Origin of the sequence: Sorangium sp. So ce375, assembly GCF_051473855.1 — a bacterium.
Lineage (GTDB): Bacteria > Myxococcota_A > Polyangia > Polyangiales > Polyangiaceae > Sorangium.
The window spans coordinates 8,378,061-8,395,825 of sequence record NZ_CP150335.1 but is presented as its reverse complement, the minus strand read 5'-3'; the positions used below and the strand labels follow the sequence as shown (position 1 = coordinate 8,395,825).

13 protein-coding genes are annotated in these 17,765 nt (G+C 74.5%); 7 read left to right on the top strand and 6 right to left on the bottom strand.

The window, feature by feature from the left end; genetic code table 11:
- Positions 1 to 224: 224 nt before the first annotated feature.
- Complete coding sequence (locus tag WME90_RS31080) at positions 225 to 2,129, bottom strand: HEAT repeat domain-containing protein (protein WP_437275651.1); 1,905 nt, start codon at positions 2,127 to 2,129, stop codon at positions 225 to 227.
- Positions 2,130 to 2,316: 187 nt separating this feature from the next.
- On the opposite strand from WME90_RS31080, the gene WME90_RS31075 reads away from it, so the two are divergent.
- From WME90_RS31075 to WME90_RS31055, 5 genes are all read left to right on the top strand, one after another.
- The gene (locus WME90_RS31075) at positions 2,317 to 3,261 is read left to right on the top strand and encodes an XdhC family protein (protein WP_437275650.1); all 945 of its coding nucleotides are present in this window, start codon (positions 2,317 to 2,319) and stop codon (positions 3,259 to 3,261) included.
- The gene (locus WME90_RS31070; protein WP_437275649.1) at positions 3,258 to 3,896 is read left to right on the top strand and encodes an NTP transferase domain-containing protein; all 639 of its coding nucleotides are present in this window, start codon (positions 3,258 to 3,260) and stop codon (positions 3,894 to 3,896) included. Before WME90_RS31075 ends, WME90_RS31070 begins: the two co-directional genes overlap by 4 nt.
- Positions 3,897 to 3,998: 102 nt before the next feature.
- Complete coding sequence (locus tag WME90_RS31065; protein ID WP_437275648.1) at positions 3,999 to 6,314, top strand: xanthine dehydrogenase family protein molybdopterin-binding subunit; 2,316 nt, start codon at positions 3,999 to 4,001, stop codon at positions 6,312 to 6,314.
- Positions 6,311 to 6,793, top strand: coding sequence for a (2Fe-2S)-binding protein (locus WME90_RS31060; RefSeq protein ID WP_437275647.1), 483 nt, complete (start codon positions 6,311 to 6,313; stop codon positions 6,791 to 6,793). The genes WME90_RS31065 and WME90_RS31060 overlap by 4 nt, the downstream gene beginning before the upstream one ends.
- Positions 6,790 to 7,698, top strand: a complete 909-nt coding sequence (locus WME90_RS31055) for an FAD binding domain-containing protein (RefSeq protein WP_437275646.1) — start codon at positions 6,790 to 6,792, stop codon at positions 7,696 to 7,698. Before WME90_RS31060 ends, WME90_RS31055 begins: the two co-directional genes overlap by 4 nt.
- Here WME90_RS31055 and WME90_RS31050 read toward each other — a convergent pair whose 3' ends face one another.
- The 4 genes from WME90_RS31050 to hisF all read right to left on the bottom strand — a co-directional run bounded on the left by WME90_RS31050 (position 7,699) and on the right by hisF (position 11,896).
- A complete protein-coding gene (locus WME90_RS31050) occupies positions 7,699 to 7,902 on the bottom strand; it encodes a hypothetical protein (protein WP_437275645.1) in 204 nt (67 codons plus the stop codon).
- 278 nt (positions 7,903 to 8,180) lie between these two features.
- Positions 8,181 to 8,564: a TerB family tellurite resistance protein gene (locus WME90_RS31045; protein ID WP_437275644.1), complete on the bottom strand. Its 384-nt coding sequence runs from the start codon at positions 8,562 to 8,564 to the stop codon at positions 8,181 to 8,183.
- Between the two features lie 33 nt (positions 8,565 to 8,597).
- Positions 8,598 to 11,087 (bottom strand): hypothetical protein, encoded by a 2,490-nt coding sequence (locus WME90_RS31040; RefSeq protein ID WP_437275643.1) that lies wholly within the window; start codon positions 11,085 to 11,087, stop codon positions 8,598 to 8,600.
- The gene (hisF, locus tag WME90_RS31035; protein ID WP_437275642.1) at positions 11,084 to 11,896 is read right to left on the bottom strand and encodes an imidazole glycerol phosphate synthase subunit HisF; all 813 of its coding nucleotides are present in this window, start codon (positions 11,894 to 11,896) and stop codon (positions 11,084 to 11,086) included. Before hisF ends, WME90_RS31040 begins: the two co-directional genes overlap by 4 nt.
- Before the next feature lie 181 nt (positions 11,897 to 12,077).
- On the opposite strand from hisF, the gene WME90_RS31030 reads away from it, so the two are divergent.
- Positions 12,078 to 14,081 (top strand): zinc-ribbon domain-containing protein, encoded by a 2,004-nt coding sequence (locus WME90_RS31030; protein WP_437275641.1) that lies wholly within the window; start codon positions 12,078 to 12,080, stop codon positions 14,079 to 14,081.
- Positions 14,078 to 15,346, top strand: coding sequence for a hypothetical protein (locus WME90_RS31025; protein ID WP_437275640.1), 1,269 nt, complete (start codon positions 14,078 to 14,080; stop codon positions 15,344 to 15,346). Before WME90_RS31030 ends, WME90_RS31025 begins: the two co-directional genes overlap by 4 nt.
- 88 nt (positions 15,347 to 15,434) lie before the next feature.
- Here WME90_RS31025 and WME90_RS31020 read toward each other — a convergent pair whose 3' ends face one another.
- Positions 15,435 to 17,711 (bottom strand): alkaline phosphatase D family protein, encoded by a 2,277-nt coding sequence (locus WME90_RS31020; RefSeq protein ID WP_437275639.1) that lies wholly within the window; start codon positions 17,709 to 17,711, stop codon positions 15,435 to 15,437.
- Positions 17,712 to 17,765: the final 54 nt, after the last annotated feature.

Sequence of the window (17,765 nt, the reverse complement as noted above, 5' to 3'; positions counted from 1 at the left end):
CCCAGGCGCTCGCAGATGCGCCGGCCGCAGGTCGCGCCGTTGCGGCGCCGCTCGAACGAGCCGCGGGGGCGCCCGCGACCGCGTCGCCCGCGGGGGGCGGCGCGCTCCTCGGGCCGAGCGCCGCCGCTGCCGGCGCGCTCGGCCCGCAGCAAGCCTCGCCGCCCCCGCAGCGCGCCCTCGCCGCGCAGCCCGGCGCTGCTCCCGTTCAGAGCGCAGCGCAGGGCTCAGCCGCGCCGGCGGCGTCGCCCCTCGGGGCGGCCGACGGCATCGGGCTGATCACCGATGTGCCGCCTGACCGCTCGGGGCGGCTCGGGATCATCATCGCGGTGGTGGTCGCGCTGCTCCTGGCGGTGGGGGCGATGCTGTTCGCCGCGCAGCTCGGCCTGCTGGGGGCCGCGCCCTCCGCGCCCCGGAACGGGGCGGTCGCGCCGGTCCACGCGTCGCTCGTGGCTCGCGTGCGGTCGGAGCGCCTCCTTGTGGAAGCTCTGGATCTGCGCGTCGAAGCCGCCCATGTCCACGCGCAGGAGCGCCTCGGGCCGGAGGCCTGAGCGGCGCGCGGTCGCCTCGGTCCGCTCGGGGAACGGCGAGATCCACACCATCCTGCCGCCCGGCGCGAGCGCGCGCGCGGCGCCCTCGACGAAGCGATCGAGCATGGCGTCGAGATCTCCCGTGCGCTCGACGCGCCGCCCGAGGGGGGGGTTGGTCAGGATCAGCGTGGGCGGCTCTCCCGGGGGCGGCGCGCCGCACGCGTCGCGCTGGAGGAGCTCCGCGTCGCGCGCGCCCGCGGCGTCGAGGTTCTCGCGCGCGATCTGCAAGGCGCGAGGATCGCGATCGGAGCCCACGAGCCGCCGGTACGGCCCGAGCAGGGCGCGCTCGCAGAGCTCCAGGCCTGAGCCGACGAACGGATCCCAGACCACGTCGTCGCCGCGCACCCCCGCGATGCGCGCCAGCGCGGCCGCGATCGTCGGGTGCGACGCCGCGGGCACGTCGCCCCGGCGGTACGCGAACCGCGGGTCGGGCAGGCGCGGCGCGAGCTCGACCCGGACACGGCCCCCGCCCTCGTAGACGACCATGTCCCAGGTGCTCTGGGTCGGATCGTTCACGAGCTCCGGGGCCTCCGCCTCCACGGCCGCCGCGGCGCGGAACACCGCTGCCCGGCGCTTGCCGCCGCCCGCCCAGTCGATGCGGTAGCGGATCGCGCCCTGCGTGAAGCGGCGCAGGATCTCGCGCGCCTCCCGCGAGATCAGCCGCTCGGCGACCGCCGCGGCGAGATCGGCGCCCTCGTCGAGCTTCCGCAGCGGCAGCGGGAGCGCGAACGACAGCATCGTGCGCGCCCCGAACAGGGCGTCGAGGCGGCCGCTCAGCACCACCTCGACCCGCGTCCCGCCGCACGGATCGCTCCGGAGCTCGGGGACGAGCGCCCCGCCGGGAGAGCCGGCGTCGAGCGCCGCGAGCTCCTCGGCGAGGATCGCCTCCAGCCCGCGCCGGCAGCGCACCGCCACCCGGAGGGGGCGCTCCGGCGCGCGATCGCCGGCGATCTCGGACGGCTCGCCGCGCGTCAGGGTCCTCCTGGCGAGGAGCTCGGCGCGCGCGCGCACGCCGGCGATGTCGTCGCCGCCGAGCTCGGCCAGCGCGTCGAGCGCGGCGCTGCCGCCGACCTTGCCGAGCGCGTCGATCAGCGCGCGGCGGACGTCGGGCGAGCGCTCGCCGCGCGCCGCGTCGGCGAGCGCCTGCTCGACGAGCGATCGCCCGGCATCGGCCGCGTGCGGCTTGCCGAGCGCCACCGCGGCCATGCGGCGCGTGCGGCGATCGTCGTCGCGAAGGCAGGCGAGCAGGTAGTCGCGCGCCCGCTGCGAGACGTCGGGGTCGAGCGGCGCCGCGGCCATCAGCTTGCCGACGAGCCGGGTGAGCGGCGCGCGCAGCGCCGGCGTCGCGCCGGCCGCGCGCTCGAGCGCGGCGGGCAGCGCCGCAGCGCCGGCGCGCCGCAGCGCCCGCTCCGCCAGCTCGGCGGGCTCGCCGGCCGCCTCGAGCATCTCCATCAAGGCGGCGAAGTGACGGCGGCCCGGCGTGAAGCCCGGATCCGACAGGGCGTGCTGGAGGTCGGGGTCGGGCGTGGCGGGTGGGGTCATCGTGGCTTGGATCTCCGCGTTTTCATTAGGATCCCGGCGGGGTCAGCGGGCCGGGATCGCGGGCGGCGCCTGCGCCGCTCTCCGCGCGCGCTCGACTTTCGCGACAAGCGCGGCGCTCCAGCAAGCTCTTTCGATGCCAGGGCGCCGGCGCTCTCGTTTTCGGTCGCCGGGTCGCTAGAGTTTCTCCATGCCGGATCTGAGCCAGGTCATCCCGCGGACGGCGCTGCCGCACGACGTGCTGCGGGCGGCGCTCGGCGCGCTCGAGGCAGGGCGGCGGGTGGTGCTCGCCTCGGTGGTGGCCCGGCACGGCTCGGCGCCGTCGACGCCGGGGCAGAAGCTCTGCCTCTTCGACGATCTCACGGCGATCGGCACGATCGGCGGCGGCGCCGTCGAGCGGGCGGCGCTCGGCATCATGGGGCGCGCGCTCGACGAGCTCGCCAGCACGCCGAAGCTCGAGACGTTCCGGCTGGGCCCGACGCTGGGCATGTGCTGCGGCGGCTCGGTCGAGGTCCTCATCGAGCCGATGCTGCCCGCGGTGCACGCCCTCGTGATCGGCGCCGGGCACGTGGGCGTGTTCGCCGCGCCGCTCCTCGCGTCGCTGGGCTTCCGCGTGACCCTCTGCGACGCGCGCGCGGCCGCCGCCGATCCCGCCCGCGTGCCGGCGCCCGCGCCGCTCGCCCGGGTGCTGTCGGCCCACGACGGCGCGCTGCAGGGCCTCGCGCAGGCGACTGGGGATCAGGTGCGGCTCGTGCTCGCCGAGCACGACGACCCCGAGGTGCTCGCGGGGCTGCCGCGGGATCTCGGTGAAGCGGCGGCGCTCGTGATGACGCACGATCACGCCCTCGATCAGGAGGCGATCGCGTGGGCGCTCGCGCGCGGCTTCGGCTATGTGGGCGGCGTCGGGAGCCGCGCGAAGGCGGCGCGTACGCGCGCGCGGCTCGAGGCGAAGGGGCTGCCGGAGGGCGACGCCGCGCGGGTGAGGATGCCGGTCGGCCTCGACATCGGCGCGCGCACGCCGGCCGAGATCGGCGTCGCCCTCGCCGCGGAGCTTGTTGCATGGCGCGCGGGGCGGCAGCGGGCTCGATGGTCGCCGGCCGGCCCCACGGCAGCGGGAGAGGAGCAGGCTGGATGAAGCGCGTGATCACGATCGTGCTGGCTGCGGGTGCGGGCAAGCGGCTCGGTGGGCCGAAGGCGCTCCTGGCCTGGCCGTCGGCGACGAAGGGTGGGGCCGAGCGGCCGCTGGCGATCGCGCACGCGGAGGCCCGGCTCTCGGCCGAGAGCGCGCGGGTGCTCGTGGTGGTGCGCAGCTCCGTCTTTCACGCGCTGCTGGCGCACGTGCAGCCGGGCATCGACCTGGTCTCGTGGACCGCGCCGGACGACGCCGGGCCGGCGGGCTCGCTGGCCGTCGCTGCGCCGCGCATCGGCGATGCCGACGCCGTCGTCGTGACGCCGGTCGACGTGCCGCCCGCGCGCACCGCGACGGTGGCGCGGCTGCTCGCCCGGCTCGAGGCGGACGCGTCCTCGGCGACGCCGCCGCTGGCGGTGCGGCCGCGGCACCTCGGCCGCGGTGGGCACCCGGTGGTGCTGCGCACCGAGGCGCTCCAGCGTTACCTGGAGGCTGATCCGCCGCCGCTCCGGGATCACCTGAGGGCGCTCGGCAACAGGTGCGTCGACGAGGAGGTGGACGATCCGGGGGTGCTGCACGATCTGAACGTCCCGGTCGACGTGATCCGCGTGCTCGGGGGGCCGCCGCGCTTTCTCGCCTGAAGGCGGCTGGCGATCGCCCACCTCGCGGGTCACGCCGCGCGGCGCGCTCGGGTCGACGTCTCCTGGGGGACCGGGCTATCGTCGGTGAGGAGGAGCATACGAATGGCGACGAGCCCTCCAGCGTCAGCGAGCACCGTGGGGAGCAGCGTGCCCCGCACGGACGGCCCACCCAAGGTCACGGGGGCGTCGCGCTACGTCGACGACATCCCGGCAATGCCGGGGGAGATCTTCGGGCGCACCGTGCGGAGCCCTGTGCCGCGCGGGATCCTCCGGGGGGTGCGGCTCGACCCCGCGTTCGACTGGAGCGACATCACCGTCGTGCTCGCCGAGGACGTCCCGGTCAACGTGGTCGCGCTGATCCAGGACGATCAGCCCGTCCTCGCGGCCGGAAAGGTGAACCACGCCTACGAGCCGATCGTGCTGCTCGGCTGCGCGGATCGGCTGAAGCTCGCGCGGGCGGTCCAGGCCGTCGCGCTCGACATCGATCCGCTGCCGCCGGTGCTCGACGCGCGCGCCGCGCTCGAGGGCGGGGAGATCATCTGGGGCGCCGACAACTTGATCAAGCGGTACCTCATCACGAAGGGGGGCGCCGACGTCGCGCGGGAGCGCGGCGAGGCGAGCGAGGCCGCCATCGACGCGGCGCTCGCGCGCTGCGAGGTGGTCGTCACCGGGACGTACGCCTCGCACCACCAGGAGCAGCTCTACATCGAGCCGCAGGGGGTCATCGCCTGGTGGGACGAGGCAGGCGCGCACGCGACGGGCTCGATCCAGTGCCCGTTCTACGTCCACAAGGCGTTCCTGAAGGCGTTCGGCCTCCCTTCCGACCGGATCCACATCACCCAGTCGGTGACGGGGGGCGGCTTCGGCGGCAAGGAGGAGTACCCGTCGATCATCGCGCTCCACGCGGCGCTGCTCGCGAAGAAGAGCGGCCGTCCGGTGCGCATGATCTACGACCGGACGGAGGACATCGAGGCGACGACGAAGCGCCACCCGGCGTCCTGCGAGATCACGAGCGGCTGCGATCGTGACGGGACGCTGCGCGCGCTGAAGATCCGGATCCTCATGGACGGCGGCGCGTACGCGACGCTGACGCAGGTGGTCCTGTCGCGCGGCGCCCTCCACGCCGCGGGCGCCTACCGCTGGGACGACGTGTGGATCGACGCGGCCGCCGTGGCCACGAACACGCCGCCGAACGGCGCCTTCCGCGGCTTCGGGGCGCCGCAGACGATCTGGGCGATCGAGCGGCACCTCGACCGCGTCGCGCGGGAGCTCGGGTGCGATCCGCTCGACGTGAAGGAGAAGAACGTGCTGCGCCCCGGCGACGCGACCGCGACGGGGCAGGTGCTCCGCGTGAGCGTCGCGGGCGAGCAGTGCATCGCGCAGGCGATCGCGGCGAGCGGCTACCGGCAGAAGCGCGCGGCCGGGCCGGTCGTCCGAGGCCGGGTGGCGCGCGGGATCGGGCTCTCGGTGTTCATGCACGGCGCGGGCTTCACCGGGTCGGGAGAGCGCTACTACAAGGGAAAGGTCGCGCTGGATCTCGCGCCCGGCGGGCGGCTCCGCATCCGCACGGCGTCGACGGACATCGGCCAGGGGACGGAGACGGTGTTCCGGCAGATCGCCGCCGACGCCGCGGGGCTGCCGCTCGATCGGGTCGAGTTCGCCGTGCCGTGCACGACGACGGTGCCCGACTCGGGCCCCACGGTGGCGTCGCGCACGGTGATGGTGGTCGGCTCGATCGTCGAGGCCGCGGCGCGGGAGCTGGCGAGCCGCGTGCGCGAGGAGCAGTCGGCCGCGGCGGGATCGCCGGCGCTGAGCTTCGAGGAGGCGGCCGACCGGCTGATCGCCCGCGAGGGCCCGGTGACGTCGCTGAAGCAGTACGAGCCGCCGGACTACGTGCGCTGGGACGACGAGGCGTACAAGGGAGACGCGTACCCGTGCTTCGGCTGGGCGTGCGACGTGGTCGAGGTCGAGGTGGACCTCGACACCTTCGAGGTGACGGTCGTCGACTTCTGGTCCGCCACCGACGTGGGCAAGGCGATCCACCCGGTGATGTGCAAGGGGCAGATCGAGGGCGGCAGCCTCCAGGCGATCGGCTGGTCGCTCTCCGAGGAGATCGTCTGGCAGGGCGGCAAGATCAAGAACCCGCGGATGACCAACTACATCATCCCGACGTCGCTCGACGCGCCGCCGTTCCATGTCGTGCTGGTCGAGGAGCCGTTCCCCTTCGGTCCAGGCGGCGGGGCCAAGGGCATCGGCGAGATGCCGATGGACGGCGGCGCGCCCGCGGTGGCCGCGGCGGTCGAGCACGCGACGGGGATCGCCGCGCGCTCGCTGCCGCTCACGCCGGAGCGCCTGCTCGAGGCGGCGCGGGGCGGCGCGGGGCCGCGCCCGCTGGCAGGGAGAGGGGAGCGCGCATGAAGGTATCGCTCGTCGTCAACGGTTCGCCGCGCGAGGTCGATCTGCCGCCGCTCTCGCGGCTTCTCGACGCGCTCCGGGGCCCGCTCGGGCTCACGGGCACGAAGGAGGGCTGCGCGGAGGGCGAGTGCGGCGCGTGCACGGTGCTCCTCGACGGGGACCCCGTGAACGCGTGCCTCGTCGCGATCGGGCAGTGCGAGGGGCGGCAGGTGACCACGGTCGAGGGCCTCGCCAGCGCCGGGCACCTGTCGCCGCTGCAGCGCTGCTTCGTCGAGGAGGGCGGCGCGCAGTGCGGGATCTGCACGCCGGGCATGCTCCTCTCCGCGGAGGCGCTGCTCGCGCGGCGCCCGGATCCGTCGGAGCTCGACGTGCGCGAGGCGCTCGCCGGCAACCTGTGCCGCTGCACCGGTTACCAGCGGATCGTCGAGAGCGTCCGCGCCGCCGCGGCGCTGCGCCGCGGGGAGGGAGGGGCGGCCCCGTGAGCCTCGCGGATCTACGGCTGTTCGAGATGCGGCACGTCTCCGGGCTCGGTCTGCTGTGCGAGATCGTGGCGGAGCGGGCCGCGCTCGGCGCGCCGGTCACGCTCCTCGCCGGCGGCACCGACTGGGTCGTCGAGCAGGAGCTCAGGCCTCCGCTCGATGTCGCTGCGGGGAGCGGGGCGGCGCCGCCGCTCGTCGTCGACGTGTCCCGGCTCTCGGACCTGCGAGGCATCTCGCTCTCCGGCGACACGCTCCGGGTGGGCGCCGCGACGACTTACCTGGAGATGCGCCGGAGCGACGCGATCGCCGAGCGGGCGCCGCTCCTCGCTCGGATGAGCCGCGACGTCGGCGCGGTGCAGATCCAGGCGCGCGGCACGCTCGGCGGCAACCTGGCCACGGCGTCGCCGGCCGCGGACGGCGTCGCCGCGCTCGCCGCCTACGACGCGACCGTCGTCGTGCAGAGCGTCCGCGGGGAGCGGCGCATCCCGATGAGCGCCCTGCAGACGGGCTACAAGCGCACGTCGCGGGCGCCGGACGAGGTGATCATCGCCGTGGAGATCGCGCTGCCGGCGCCTGGGTCGCCCTGGTACTGGCGGAAGATCGGCGCGCGGCGGGCTCAGGCGATCTCGAAGGTCGCGCTCGCGGGCGTGGCCGAGGTGCGATCCGGGCGGCCCGTGCGGCTCGGGCTGGGGATGGCGTCGGTCGCGCCGACGACGGCGCTCCTGCCGAGCGTGCGCGCGCTCTGCCTGTCCCGCCCGCTCGCCGAGCTCACCGCGGCGGAGGTCGACGCCGCGGTGGCGCAGGACGTCTCGCCCATCGACGACGTGCGCTCGACGCGGGCGTACCGGGAGCACTGCGCTCGCGGGGTGGTGCGGGAGCTCCTTCGAGAGCTCGGCGCGCCGGTCTGATCATTCCATCCAGTCGAGCTGCCCGGCTTCAGGCCTTCGGCCGCGTCCGCCGGGGCACGTCGGCCGCTCGTACGACGGCGGCGGGAGCGGCGTATCCGCGTCCATGTCGTGGCAGCGAGCGCATCGCCGCGGGGTGTTGGTGCCGGCCTGAAAGATGGTGACGCAGCCGCAGGCTGGGCAGATCATGCCGATGTCGTAATTCATGAGCACTCCTCGACGACGAACGCTCCAGGGCGGTTCGAGCGGCGGGAAGATGCGCTGAGGGGGCGACGTGGTTGCGACGGCGCGGCAACATCGCGTGGAAGGGTGGATGCCGGCGATCCGGGGCCGTCGAGAACGAACGCAGGATCACCCTCGGCCAGGTGGCCCGCCTGTTCCGTGTGTGGGGCGATAGCGCTCGGGAACGTTCTCCGGCGGCGCAGCGGATCGCGCTTTTCGGTGCGTCAGGCGCTGCTGGGGCGCGCCGAGCTCCGCCGTCCGCGTCAGAGCAAGGTCAGGAGGCGTCGGGCGCGGGCCTCGGCTGCCTGGATGATCTGCTCGGACTCTGGCTCGGAGAGCTCGAGCTTCTTGCTCAACGCGGCGATGTACTGCTTCTCCGCGTCGTGCTGCTCGCCGTCGACGAAGGTGAGCAGGACCGCGTGCTGCAGCAGCGCGCGGCGATCGTCGCCGCCGAGCTCGCCGAGGGCCACATCGTCGAGGGTCCTTCGCTGGGCGGCGTAGGCGCGGATCTCCTTCGCCTGGTCCTCGTTCGCCTCGAACGCCGCGATCAGCCCCTCCACCATCTCTCGCTCGGCGTCGTGGAACTCGCCGTCCGCCCACGCCACGCTCACGAGCGACTTCACGATCGCCATGCTCTGCTCTTGCATGGCGTCGAGTGTCGTCGCTCCCCAGGGGCAACGTCAATCGTGAGGGGAAGGCGTCCTCGCCTCCGCGCGCGGGATGGCGTGGAGAGCTCCCCGCGCGAGCGCCTCCGTCAGCGAGGCGAAGACATCGGGCCGCAGCGTTCCAGCGAGCCCGGCGAAGAGCAGGGCGAGCGCGAGGAGCGCAAGCCACAAGGACAGACCCCTCCGGCGCGGGGCGACCAGCGGCGCAGGCGGCCTGTCGTCGTCGTCAACCAGGACGACCCGAGCGGATTCGGGCGAGGCGGGCTCGGATGCAACAGGACGCACCACCCCGGCGAGCGGTGGGCGCGCACCGGGGATGCCGAGCGCGGAGGCAGCGGAGATGGCAGCGACCGGAGGCGGCGTGAGGGTGGGGTCGAGGCCAGCGAGCGCCTTCATGCTGCGCGCCGCACGGCGCTGCGCGCTGTGCTCGGACTGCGCCACGAAGCGCGCGACGAGCTCGTCGACCCGGGAAGCGCCTGCGCCGACAGCATCTGCAGGAGGGCGAGCGCTCCGGGATCGCCGCGAGGCGTTCCACACGATCGCATCGACGGGACCGAGCTCCGGCGGGCACGGCGTCTCCGTCGGCGCTGCGTCCGCGGGCGGTTCGTCGGGCGCTGCGTCCGCGAGGGGCTGAGCCGGCGCTGCGTCCAGGGGCGGTTGCGCGGGAGGCAGATCCGCGGGCGGTTCCGCTGGCGCTGCGTCCGCAGGCGGTTCCGCTGGCGCTTCAGGTAGCTGCGCGGGCGCCGCGTCCGCAGGTGGCTGCGCTGACGGCGCTGCGTCCGCAGGTGGCTGCGCTGGCGCTGCGTCCGCAGGCGGTTCCGCTGGCGCTGCGTCCGCAGGCGGTTCCGCTGGCGCTGCGTCTGCAGGCAGCTGCGATGGCGCTGCATCCGCAGGCGCAGCAGCGGCGTGCGCGGGTTCCGGACCGTCGGCTTCCGTCGCCAGCAAGGCCTCGACCGGCGCGGCCGGACCCGTCGGGACCGGCGCGGCCTGAGCGCCGTCATCGCGCCGCGCCGGAAGGGGCCAGGGCAGCGTGTGCCGCGCTGCCGGCGTCTCGTCGAACGGCGAGACAGCCGATCGAGGACCCGCAGGCACGGCGAGCTCCGCCCGACGGACGAGCGGCCAGGCGCCATAGGCCGGTGTGACCTGGAGCGCCGCCTCCGCCGCCATGAACTGGATGGCGGGCGCGCGCGACGTCTCGATGGGCTCCGGGACGTCGGTCTCGTCGGCGGGCGCCTCCGCCACGCGGGCGAGCACGGCCTCCTCGGCCGCAACCGCCTCCGTCCAGACGGCCGTGGCCACGGTCGGCGTCGGCTCCTGCGAGAGCGGCACGACGTCGGCGGGATCCGGGGAGAGCTCGACGAGGATCGACTCGGTCGGCGTCGGTTCCCGGGGAGACGGCGCGACGCCGGCAGGACCAGGAGAGAAGTCGACGAGGAGCACCTCGATCCCCTCGGGGCTCGTGAGCGCCTCGCCGCAGCCAGAGGGGCTGAAGGCGACGAGCGATGGCGCCGCTGCGGCGCGCGCTTCTTCAGGAGCGATCTCCGCCGCGCGCGCCATCGGCGCCACGGGCGCGATCGACCGAGCCGGCTCGATGAGCTCCGGGATGGCCGGGATCTCGGCCGGTGCGCCCTCATCGAGCTCCACCACCGCCTGCACGACGGTCGGGGTCGGCTCCGGCAGCGCCTCGACATGCTCTCCGGCGAACGATGAGCGCTCGGGCGCCTCGACGTGCTCGCCGGCGCGCGCGAGCTCCGATGCGACCTCGGGACGCGCCTCGACGGCCACCGCCCTGGCACCATCGCTCGCACCCGCGGGCGCCGGAATCGCCGCTGCCGTTTCACACGCGAACAGCCCGGGGCTGAGCGTGAGCTCCACGACCGCAGGTGCGACCGGTCCGGGGCTGAGCGTGAGCTCCACGATCGGAGGCGCCAGGGGCGCAGCGGAGACGTCGCCGCGCGGGGCAGCGGAGATCGCGTCGCGCCGCTCGTGCTCCGGTCGCGCGGGCGGCTGCGTCTCGTTCGCTTCCGGCGCCGCGGGCTTCGCCTGGACGTCCGGGCGCGGGCGCTTTAGCCGACCCGCCTCCTTGGCGCGCAGCGTCTCACGGGCGAGCCGCGCCAGCGCCCGCCGGGCGGCGTTGCGGTTCACGGGGATCAGCGCGGCCTCGAGCTCCCGCGCGACCGCTTCCGGGTCCTGCTCGGACGCGGGGCGCGGGCGCGCCGTCGCCGTGAGGTTCGGCATGCTGCCGGCGGACGCGGCGAGGAGCCGGGCGAGCAGGTCGCGCAGCAGCCGCGCGGCCTCGGTCGGCGCCACCGCCTCGCCGCGCGCGCGCACCGTGACGGTGCCTTCGGTCGTGAGCAGCACCGCGCGATCGTCGAGCCTGAGGGGCAGGCGGGACGTCGCGTCGCTGACCGCAAGCGCGAGGTAACCCGAGGTCTCCGGCACCAGCGAGGCGCTCCGCGCCTGCGCCGCGGCGACGACCTCCTCCAGCGTGACGCAAGCGCTCACGAGCGCCCCCGACCTGCAGCATCGCCCGGCCCGCCCGCGCGCGCCGGCCTGACCGGCACCCCCGCCGCCTCGAGGTACGCCTTCGCTTCGCCGATCGTGTACTCGGCGTCGTGGAAGATCGACGCGGCGAGCGCGGCGTCGGCGCCGCCCTCGACGAGGCCGGCGCGCAGGTGATCCAGCGTCCCGACGCCGCCCGACGCGATCACCGGGACCGGCACGGCCCGCGCGATGGCGGCGGTCAGGAGGAGGTCGTAGCCGTCCCGCGTGCCGTCGCGATCCATGCTCGTCACGAGCAGCTCGCCGGCGCCCGCGCGCGCGATCTCCTCGGCCCACGCGACCGCGTCGCGCCCCGTGTCCCGCCGGCCGCCGTGGGTCACCACCGTCCAGGCCACGCGCGAGGGATCCGCGATCCGGCGCGCGTCGATCGCCACCACGATCGCCTGCGCACCCCACCGGTCCGCGGCGCGCCGCACGAGGTCGGGATCGTTGACGGCGGCCGTGTTGATCGCGACCTTGTCGGCCCCCGCGTTGAGGAGCGCCTCGATGTCCTGCTCGGACCGGACGCCGCCTCCGACCGTGAGCGGCGTGAACAGCACCTCCGCCGTGCGCGCCACGACGTCCAGGATGATGCCGCGCTTCTCGTGCGACGCGGTGATGTCGAGGAACGTGATCTCGTCCGCGCCCTCGGCGTCGTAACGGCGGGCGGCCTCGACGGGATCGCCGGCGTCCCGCAGCCCCACAAAGCGGACGCCCTTCACGACGCGGCCGTCTTTGACATCGAGGCACGGAATGATGCGCTTCGCGAGCATACGTCCGCGTTAGCCCACTTGCCGCGCCTGGGCCAACTGTTGCGCCGTGCGCCCGCTCCAGAGCCGCGGGGAGCGTCCTCTCCCGCTCGTTGCCGGCATTTCCGGCCGCCCGGGAGGCGCCGCGCGCCGGCCGCAGCGCCCGGAGCCTGACCGCGCCGCGGTTCCTCGCTACCATGGCGCCATGCATTGCCCGCACTGCGGGAGACCCGTACCCGAGGGCTCGATCGCGTGCCCGCACTGCGGCGCCGCCCTCGCGCCGCCGGGCGGAGCAGCCGGTTACTATGGGATGAAGCCCGCGGCCCGCACCATGGTCGGGGTCACGCTCCCCGACCTGCTCCGACAGACGCCGTCCACGCCGGCCGATCCGGGGGGCGCGGGCCCGGGCAAGGCCGCGCTGCCGCCCATGGCCGGCGGGCCGGGCGCCGCCTCGCGCACGATCGTCGGCATGCCCGCCGCGATCTTCGGCGCGGCGCCCGCGCAGGCCGATCCGCGCCTGTCCGGGGGCACGCTTGTCGCGGGGACCCCGGCTGCAGCCGCCCCGGGAGCGCGCCTCGACGCGCCCGCCGCTCCGACCGCGCCGGCGCACGCGGCTCCGATCGCGCCGGCGCACGCGACTCCGGTCGCGCCGCTGCACGGAGCGCCGAGCGAGCTCCGCCTCGATCACACCGTGCCGATCGCCCCCGGCCTCGCGCCGTCGCGCGGTCCGGCGCCGCTGCCCGCCGTGTCCCGAACGCTGGTCGGCGTCGCGCGGCCGGGCATCGCGCCGCTCGCGCCCGGCGCCCCGGCCGAGCCCGATCTCGAGCTCGACGCGCGCTACCAGCCGGCCGGAGAGCTCGGCGCCACGATCGCGCCGGCGCGCTTCCGTGCACCTCCGCTGCAGAACCCGGCGCTCATGCGCCCCCACCGCCTGAAGCAGCGGCTCCCGCCGCCGCAGGCCCAAAGGCGCCCGCGCACGTCGCGTCGGGCCGTCGCGGTCGTCGTCGCGGGCGGCGTGCTCGCGCTCGGCGCGGTCCTGTTCGCGCTGCTCTGGCCGAGCGCTCCGCCGGTGACCGCGCGCGCACGCGCCGACGCCGAAGGCCGCGAGCTCATCGAGCTCCGGTGCGACAGCTGCCCTGACGGCACGGCGGTCTCCATCGGCGAGGGGCGCGCGACCATCGCCGGCCGCGTCGCGCAGATACCGCTCGCGAGCCCGCTCTCCGTCGGCGAAAACCGGATGAAGGTCGCCATCGACCGCCCCGGCAGCGGGCGCGACGAGACGGTCGGCGTCGCCATCCACGTCGCCTACCGGATCCGCCCCGACCTCGGCACGCTGCAAGGGGAGCGGCCCTCGATCCAGGTCGTGGTCGAGGCGAGCAAGGGGACGCAGGTGCTCCTCGACGGCAAGGAGGTCGCGCTCACGAGCGGCCGGGCCATCGAGTCGATCGACGTCACCGCCGCGGTCGAGGGGCTCTCGGACGAGACGAAGACGCTGAGCCGGCAGGTGCCGTACACCGTCACGCCGCCCGACGGCCCACGCGAGCAGGGCATGGTGAGCGTCGCGGTCGGCATCGTCCCGCTCAGCATCGAGGCGCCCGGCCCGAGCGTGGTCATCGACAAGGAGAGCTTCGTGCTCGCCGGGCGCACGGCCCGCGGCGCGCAGATCTTCGCCGGCGCGCACCCGATCGCGGTTCGCCCCGACGGCACCTTCGCGCACGTGATGAACGTCTCGTCTGTGGGCGCGACCCAGTTCGAGGTGCGCGCGAAGATGCAGGGCATGGCGCCGCGCATCGCGAAGATCGCGGTGCGCCGCGTCGACCGGCTCGACACCGCCGCGAAGGAGTTCGCCGGCCGCGGCCCCATCGGGTACGCGGAGCTCGCCGCGGGCGCGAAGGACAACATCGGCAAGCCGATCGCGGTGACCGGCGAGGTCCTCGAGGTGCGCCGGCAGGGTTACGCGACGCTGATCCTGCTCTCGGTGCCGCCCGCGTCCGGCTGCAAGGCGGGCGGCGCGACCGCCGCGAGCGCAGGCGCCGCGCCGCGCTCTCCGGACGCGTGCAAGGTCCGGCTCGTCCACGGCGCCGACAACCCCGCCCAGCGCGGCGACATCCTCACCGCCTACGGCAGCGTCGCGCCGCCGTTCGTCGCGCCGGGCGGCGCCGAGATCCCCGAGGTGGGGGTCGAGTTCACCGTGAAGGGCGCCCGATGAGCGCCGCGCGCACGACGGCGTGCAGCCCGCGAAAGCCACGCCGCGCTCGGAGGGCGGGCCTCGCCGCGGCCGCGATCCTGCTCTCCGCCGCGGCGCCGCTCGCCTTCGCCGACACCGTCGACACGAGCCGGCCGCACACGATCGTGGTCGGCGCGCCCCGCGGCTTCGCCCCGAGCGAGCGGCTCGACGCGCGCCGCACGGGCCGCTCCGCCGCGCGGCTGCCCTTCCCCGCGCGCGAGGCATGGCGAAGACAGCTCCGCGGCGGCATCGACGCCGCGCCGCTCGCGGACGCCGCGGGCGATCTCGTCCTCACGCTGACGGTCCCCGAGGTCGTCAAGCTGGGCGCGGACGGCCGGGAGCGCTGGCGCGTGCGCATCGGCGACAGCGCGCCGCTCGCGCCCGCCGTGCTCACGAGCGACGGCACCGTCGCGCTCATCACCTCGTCCGGCGTCGCCGTCGGGCTCACGCCTGCGGGCAGCGTGCGCTTCGCTGTCCCCCTCGGCCTCCGCGGGCGCGACGCCGACGTGACGCCCCTCGCGCTCGACGACGGCGGGCTCGTGGCGGCCCTCGGGCGCTCGCTCGTCGAGCTCGCCGCGGACGGGAGCGTGCGCGCCCGCGCCGAGATCGCGGAGCGCGCGACGGGCGCCCTGCTCGCGGGCCCCGACGGTACGCTCGTGACCACCGAGTCGGGCGCGGTGCTGGCCTGGCGCCCGCCCGGCGCGCCGAGGCGCGTCGGCTCTCTCGGCGGCGTGCCTCGCCGCGGCGCCGCCCTCGCCGACGCCCGCACGCTGCTCGCGGTCGTCGATGGCCGCCGCCTGGTCGCGCTGGATCTGCCGACCGGGACCGCCGTGGTCCGGGCCGGCGCGGCCTTCAGCGCGCTCGACGGGCCGCCCGCCATCGGCGTCGGGGGCGTGGCCGTGGTCTTGTCGACGACCGGCCTGCTCCTCGGGGTCAACGCCTCGGGCGATCAGGCGTTCCGGGTCGTGATCGACAGGCCCCCAGGCGGCACGGCGCCCGCCGACGCCGGGCTCTCCGGCTTCTTCGGCCCGGCGGACGCGAAGTCGAGCCCACCGGTCGTGATCGATCGCACCGGCCGCGTCGGCTTCGTGCGCGCGGGCGGACGCGCCGGCGTCGTCGAGGCGGACGGCAACGTCTCCATCGCGGCCGAGCGCGTCTGCTCCGCGCCGGTCGCCGTCGTCCCTGCCGGCGAGGAGAGGATGGCGATCGCCTGCCGTGACGGCACCGTGGTGATGCTGGCGCGCTAGAGGCGTTGCTCGGAGCCTGAGGCCGCGTGCCGCCCCCTGCGCGCGCTGGTCGGCCGGTGCCGCCGACCAGCACGGCCGATGGAAGGGATCAGGCGTCGACGTCCCAGGTCGCGGTGTCCGGGTTCCACTTCTTCCAGCTGCCCGCGTCGTCCCAGTACAGCTCGGGCTCGCCCGCCTTCGTCTTGTACCGCGCGATCGTGATCTGACCCTCGAGCGCCGCCGCGTCCGTCTCTTCGTACAGGGGGGCGGCGAGCGCGTCTTCGGGGATCATGTGCATGCTCACGACGAGCTCGTCGGCATTCGCCTCGACGACGCAGAACCCGTTGCTGCTGGCGTTGCTGAAGGCGAGGTGCGGATTGACCTTCGTCGTGCTGTCGACGAGGAGGCCGTCGATCGTCTTCTCGCTCAAGGCGCCTTTCAGCGCTGGATGGCTCGCCACCTGCTTCGCCAGCACCGAGCTGTACGTGGCCGACGAGATCGCGGAGCCGCCGAATTCCACGATCTTGGCTGTGGAGGCGGTGTTGTCCACTGCCGGTGTCCCTGCGAGGAAGGCGCCGAGATCGCCGGTGATCGACACCACGTTGCCCGGGACCGAGGCGAGCACCTCGAGCAGCTCGTTGCGTTCCTTGCGGAAGCCGTCCCAGCCGTCACAGCTCAGGTAGATGTGCCGGGTGAGCGGCTCCGGCTCGGCGTCCTCGGTGATGGCGACGGCGAGCTGTGAAAGGCGGTATTCATTCCCCCACACCTTCCAGGTGCTCTGCGACTCGGACATCGTCTTCTCGAACCAGGCTCTCTGCGCCTCTCCCATAACGACACCGCGCGCCGCGTCGGCCGTGAGGGCGATCGTCGACACCGGGTCGAAGGTATCCTTGACGACGAAGTAACGTGACCCGAGCGCGCTGTAATAGTCCGTCTTTCCGAGATCGGCGTAGGCGATCCCGAGGTCCAGGGAGGCCATGTCGCCGGCGCTGATGAGGGGCACCTGGTCGGCGCTCTGCTCGTTCAGCTTCGCCACGATCTGGTTGACGACGGCGGCGCTGAGGGGGCGCGGCGTCTCGTTCTGAGCGAACCCGAGGTGCGGGTCGAAGCCGAACAGGGGAGCGGCCTTCTCCAGCGCGTCCTTGTATTTCGACCACCCGATGCCGTCGATGTCAGCGATGTAGAGGCTCATGTACGGGGCCAGCGCCGCGCGCTCTGCCGCTGCGCCTTCGAACGCGAGATCGAGGTCCGCCTTCTGCGCGACGACCTTCCCCGGAAAGGCGTCCTCCGGGATCAGGTGATCCGCGCGGTAGGAGCGTAGATCCGTCATCACGAGGTGGACGTGCTGCCCGAACGGGAAGTCCCGGTAGATGGTGATGTCCGCCGGATACGCGACCGCGCTGTCGTAGCGGAAGTCGTCGCCCGCCGGATCATTCGGGTAGTCGACCGGCATGTACTCGAACCAGGCCTGGTTCGCCGCCTTGCGCCGGTACTCGTCCGTCTCCGGCTCTCGGCCATCGAGATAGGCCGCGGTCGCGCCGTGGCAATCGTTGGAGAACTCGTGATCGCCCCAGACAGCGATCATGGGAAAGAGCTCGTGTACCCGCTGCAACGCCCGGTCGGACCGGTACGTCTTGTAGAGCTCCCGGTAATTGCTCAGCGACTTGGCGGCGTGGTAGGCGGCGCCCTCCGCCGGCTGGAAGGCGATGGCGCCGTTCACGTCGGAGAAGGAGATGCTGCGCTGCTCTGACGGTGCCTGGAGGCTCGGGTCCCCGGTCGTCTCGTAGATATAGCCCCCGAGGTGGACGACGAAGTCGAGCTGCTCTTTCGCCAGGGCCGCATAAGCGTTGTAATAGCGACCGATGTAGTCCTGACCGGACACGAAGGCGAAGCGCACCGGCACGTCCGCGTCCCGCGCGGGCGCCGTCTGCGTCCGCCCGACGCGTGAGCTGACGCAGCCCTCTCCCGTCGTATAGTAGAAGCGATAATAGTAGGTGGTCCCGGGGCTCAGGCCGGTCACCTTGACCTTGACGCAGTGATCGAACTCCGCCCGGGCGGTCACGCGGAACTGCGTGCTGCTCGACCCGACGGTGGCCACGGTGTCGGAGCTCGGCTCGAGCGCCACGAGCTGCGTGAACGCCTCGTCGAGCGCGACGACGAGCGCCAGGTTGAGATCCGCCTGCTGCTCGCCGTCGACGAGCCGGGTCCACAGCACGACGCTATCGTGCCTCGGGTCTCCGGAGGCCACCGACTGGGGGAAGAACGCGTCGTCCTCGTGCACCGCGCACGCGCCGGCGGGCTTCACATCATCGGTGCAGGCAGCCGGTACGACCACCGAACCAGCGGTCACCAGGGTGGCGCGAAGAAAGTCTCGGCGTCTCATCATCGATTGAAGTCCTCCAACGACGGATACACCCCGAGCGCTGCGCGCGCAACGGCG

Excerpts from the sequence above, each read along its gene's own strand:
- WME90_RS31060 (WP_437275647.1), top strand. The coding sequence starts at position 6,311 with ATGAAGGTATCGCTCGTCGTCAACGGTTCGCCGCGCGAGGTCGATCTG.
- hisF (WP_437275642.1), bottom strand. The coding sequence starts at position 11,896 with ATGCTCGCGAAGCGCATCATTCCGTGCCTCGATGTCAAAGACGGCCGC.
- WME90_RS31045 (WP_437275644.1), bottom strand. The coding sequence starts at position 8,564 with ATGCAAGAGCAGAGCATGGCGATCGTGAAGTCGCTCGTGAGCGTGGCG.
- WME90_RS31075 (WP_437275650.1), top strand. The coding sequence starts at position 2,317 with ATGCCGGATCTGAGCCAGGTCATCCCGCGGACGGCGCTGCCGCACGAC.
- WME90_RS31080 (WP_437275651.1), bottom strand. The coding sequence starts at position 2,129 with ATGACCCCACCCGCCACGCCCGACCCCGACCTCCAGCACGCCCTGTCG.
- WME90_RS31070 (WP_437275649.1), top strand. The coding sequence starts at position 3,258 with ATGAAGCGCGTGATCACGATCGTGCTGGCTGCGGGTGCGGGCAAGCGG.
- WME90_RS31065 (WP_437275648.1), top strand. The coding sequence starts at position 3,999 with ATGGCGACGAGCCCTCCAGCGTCAGCGAGCACCGTGGGGAGCAGCGTG.
- WME90_RS31025 (WP_437275640.1), top strand. The coding sequence starts at position 14,078 with ATGAGCGCCGCGCGCACGACGGCGTGCAGCCCGCGAAAGCCACGCCGC.
- WME90_RS31020 (WP_437275639.1), bottom strand. The coding sequence starts at position 17,711 with ATGATGAGACGCCGAGACTTTCTTCGCGCCACCCTGGTGACCGCTGGT.
- WME90_RS31050 (WP_437275645.1), bottom strand. The coding sequence starts at position 7,902 with ATGAATTACGACATCGGCATGATCTGCCCAGCCTGCGGCTGCGTCACC.
- WME90_RS31030 (WP_437275641.1), top strand. The coding sequence starts at position 12,078 with ATGCATTGCCCGCACTGCGGGAGACCCGTACCCGAGGGCTCGATCGCG.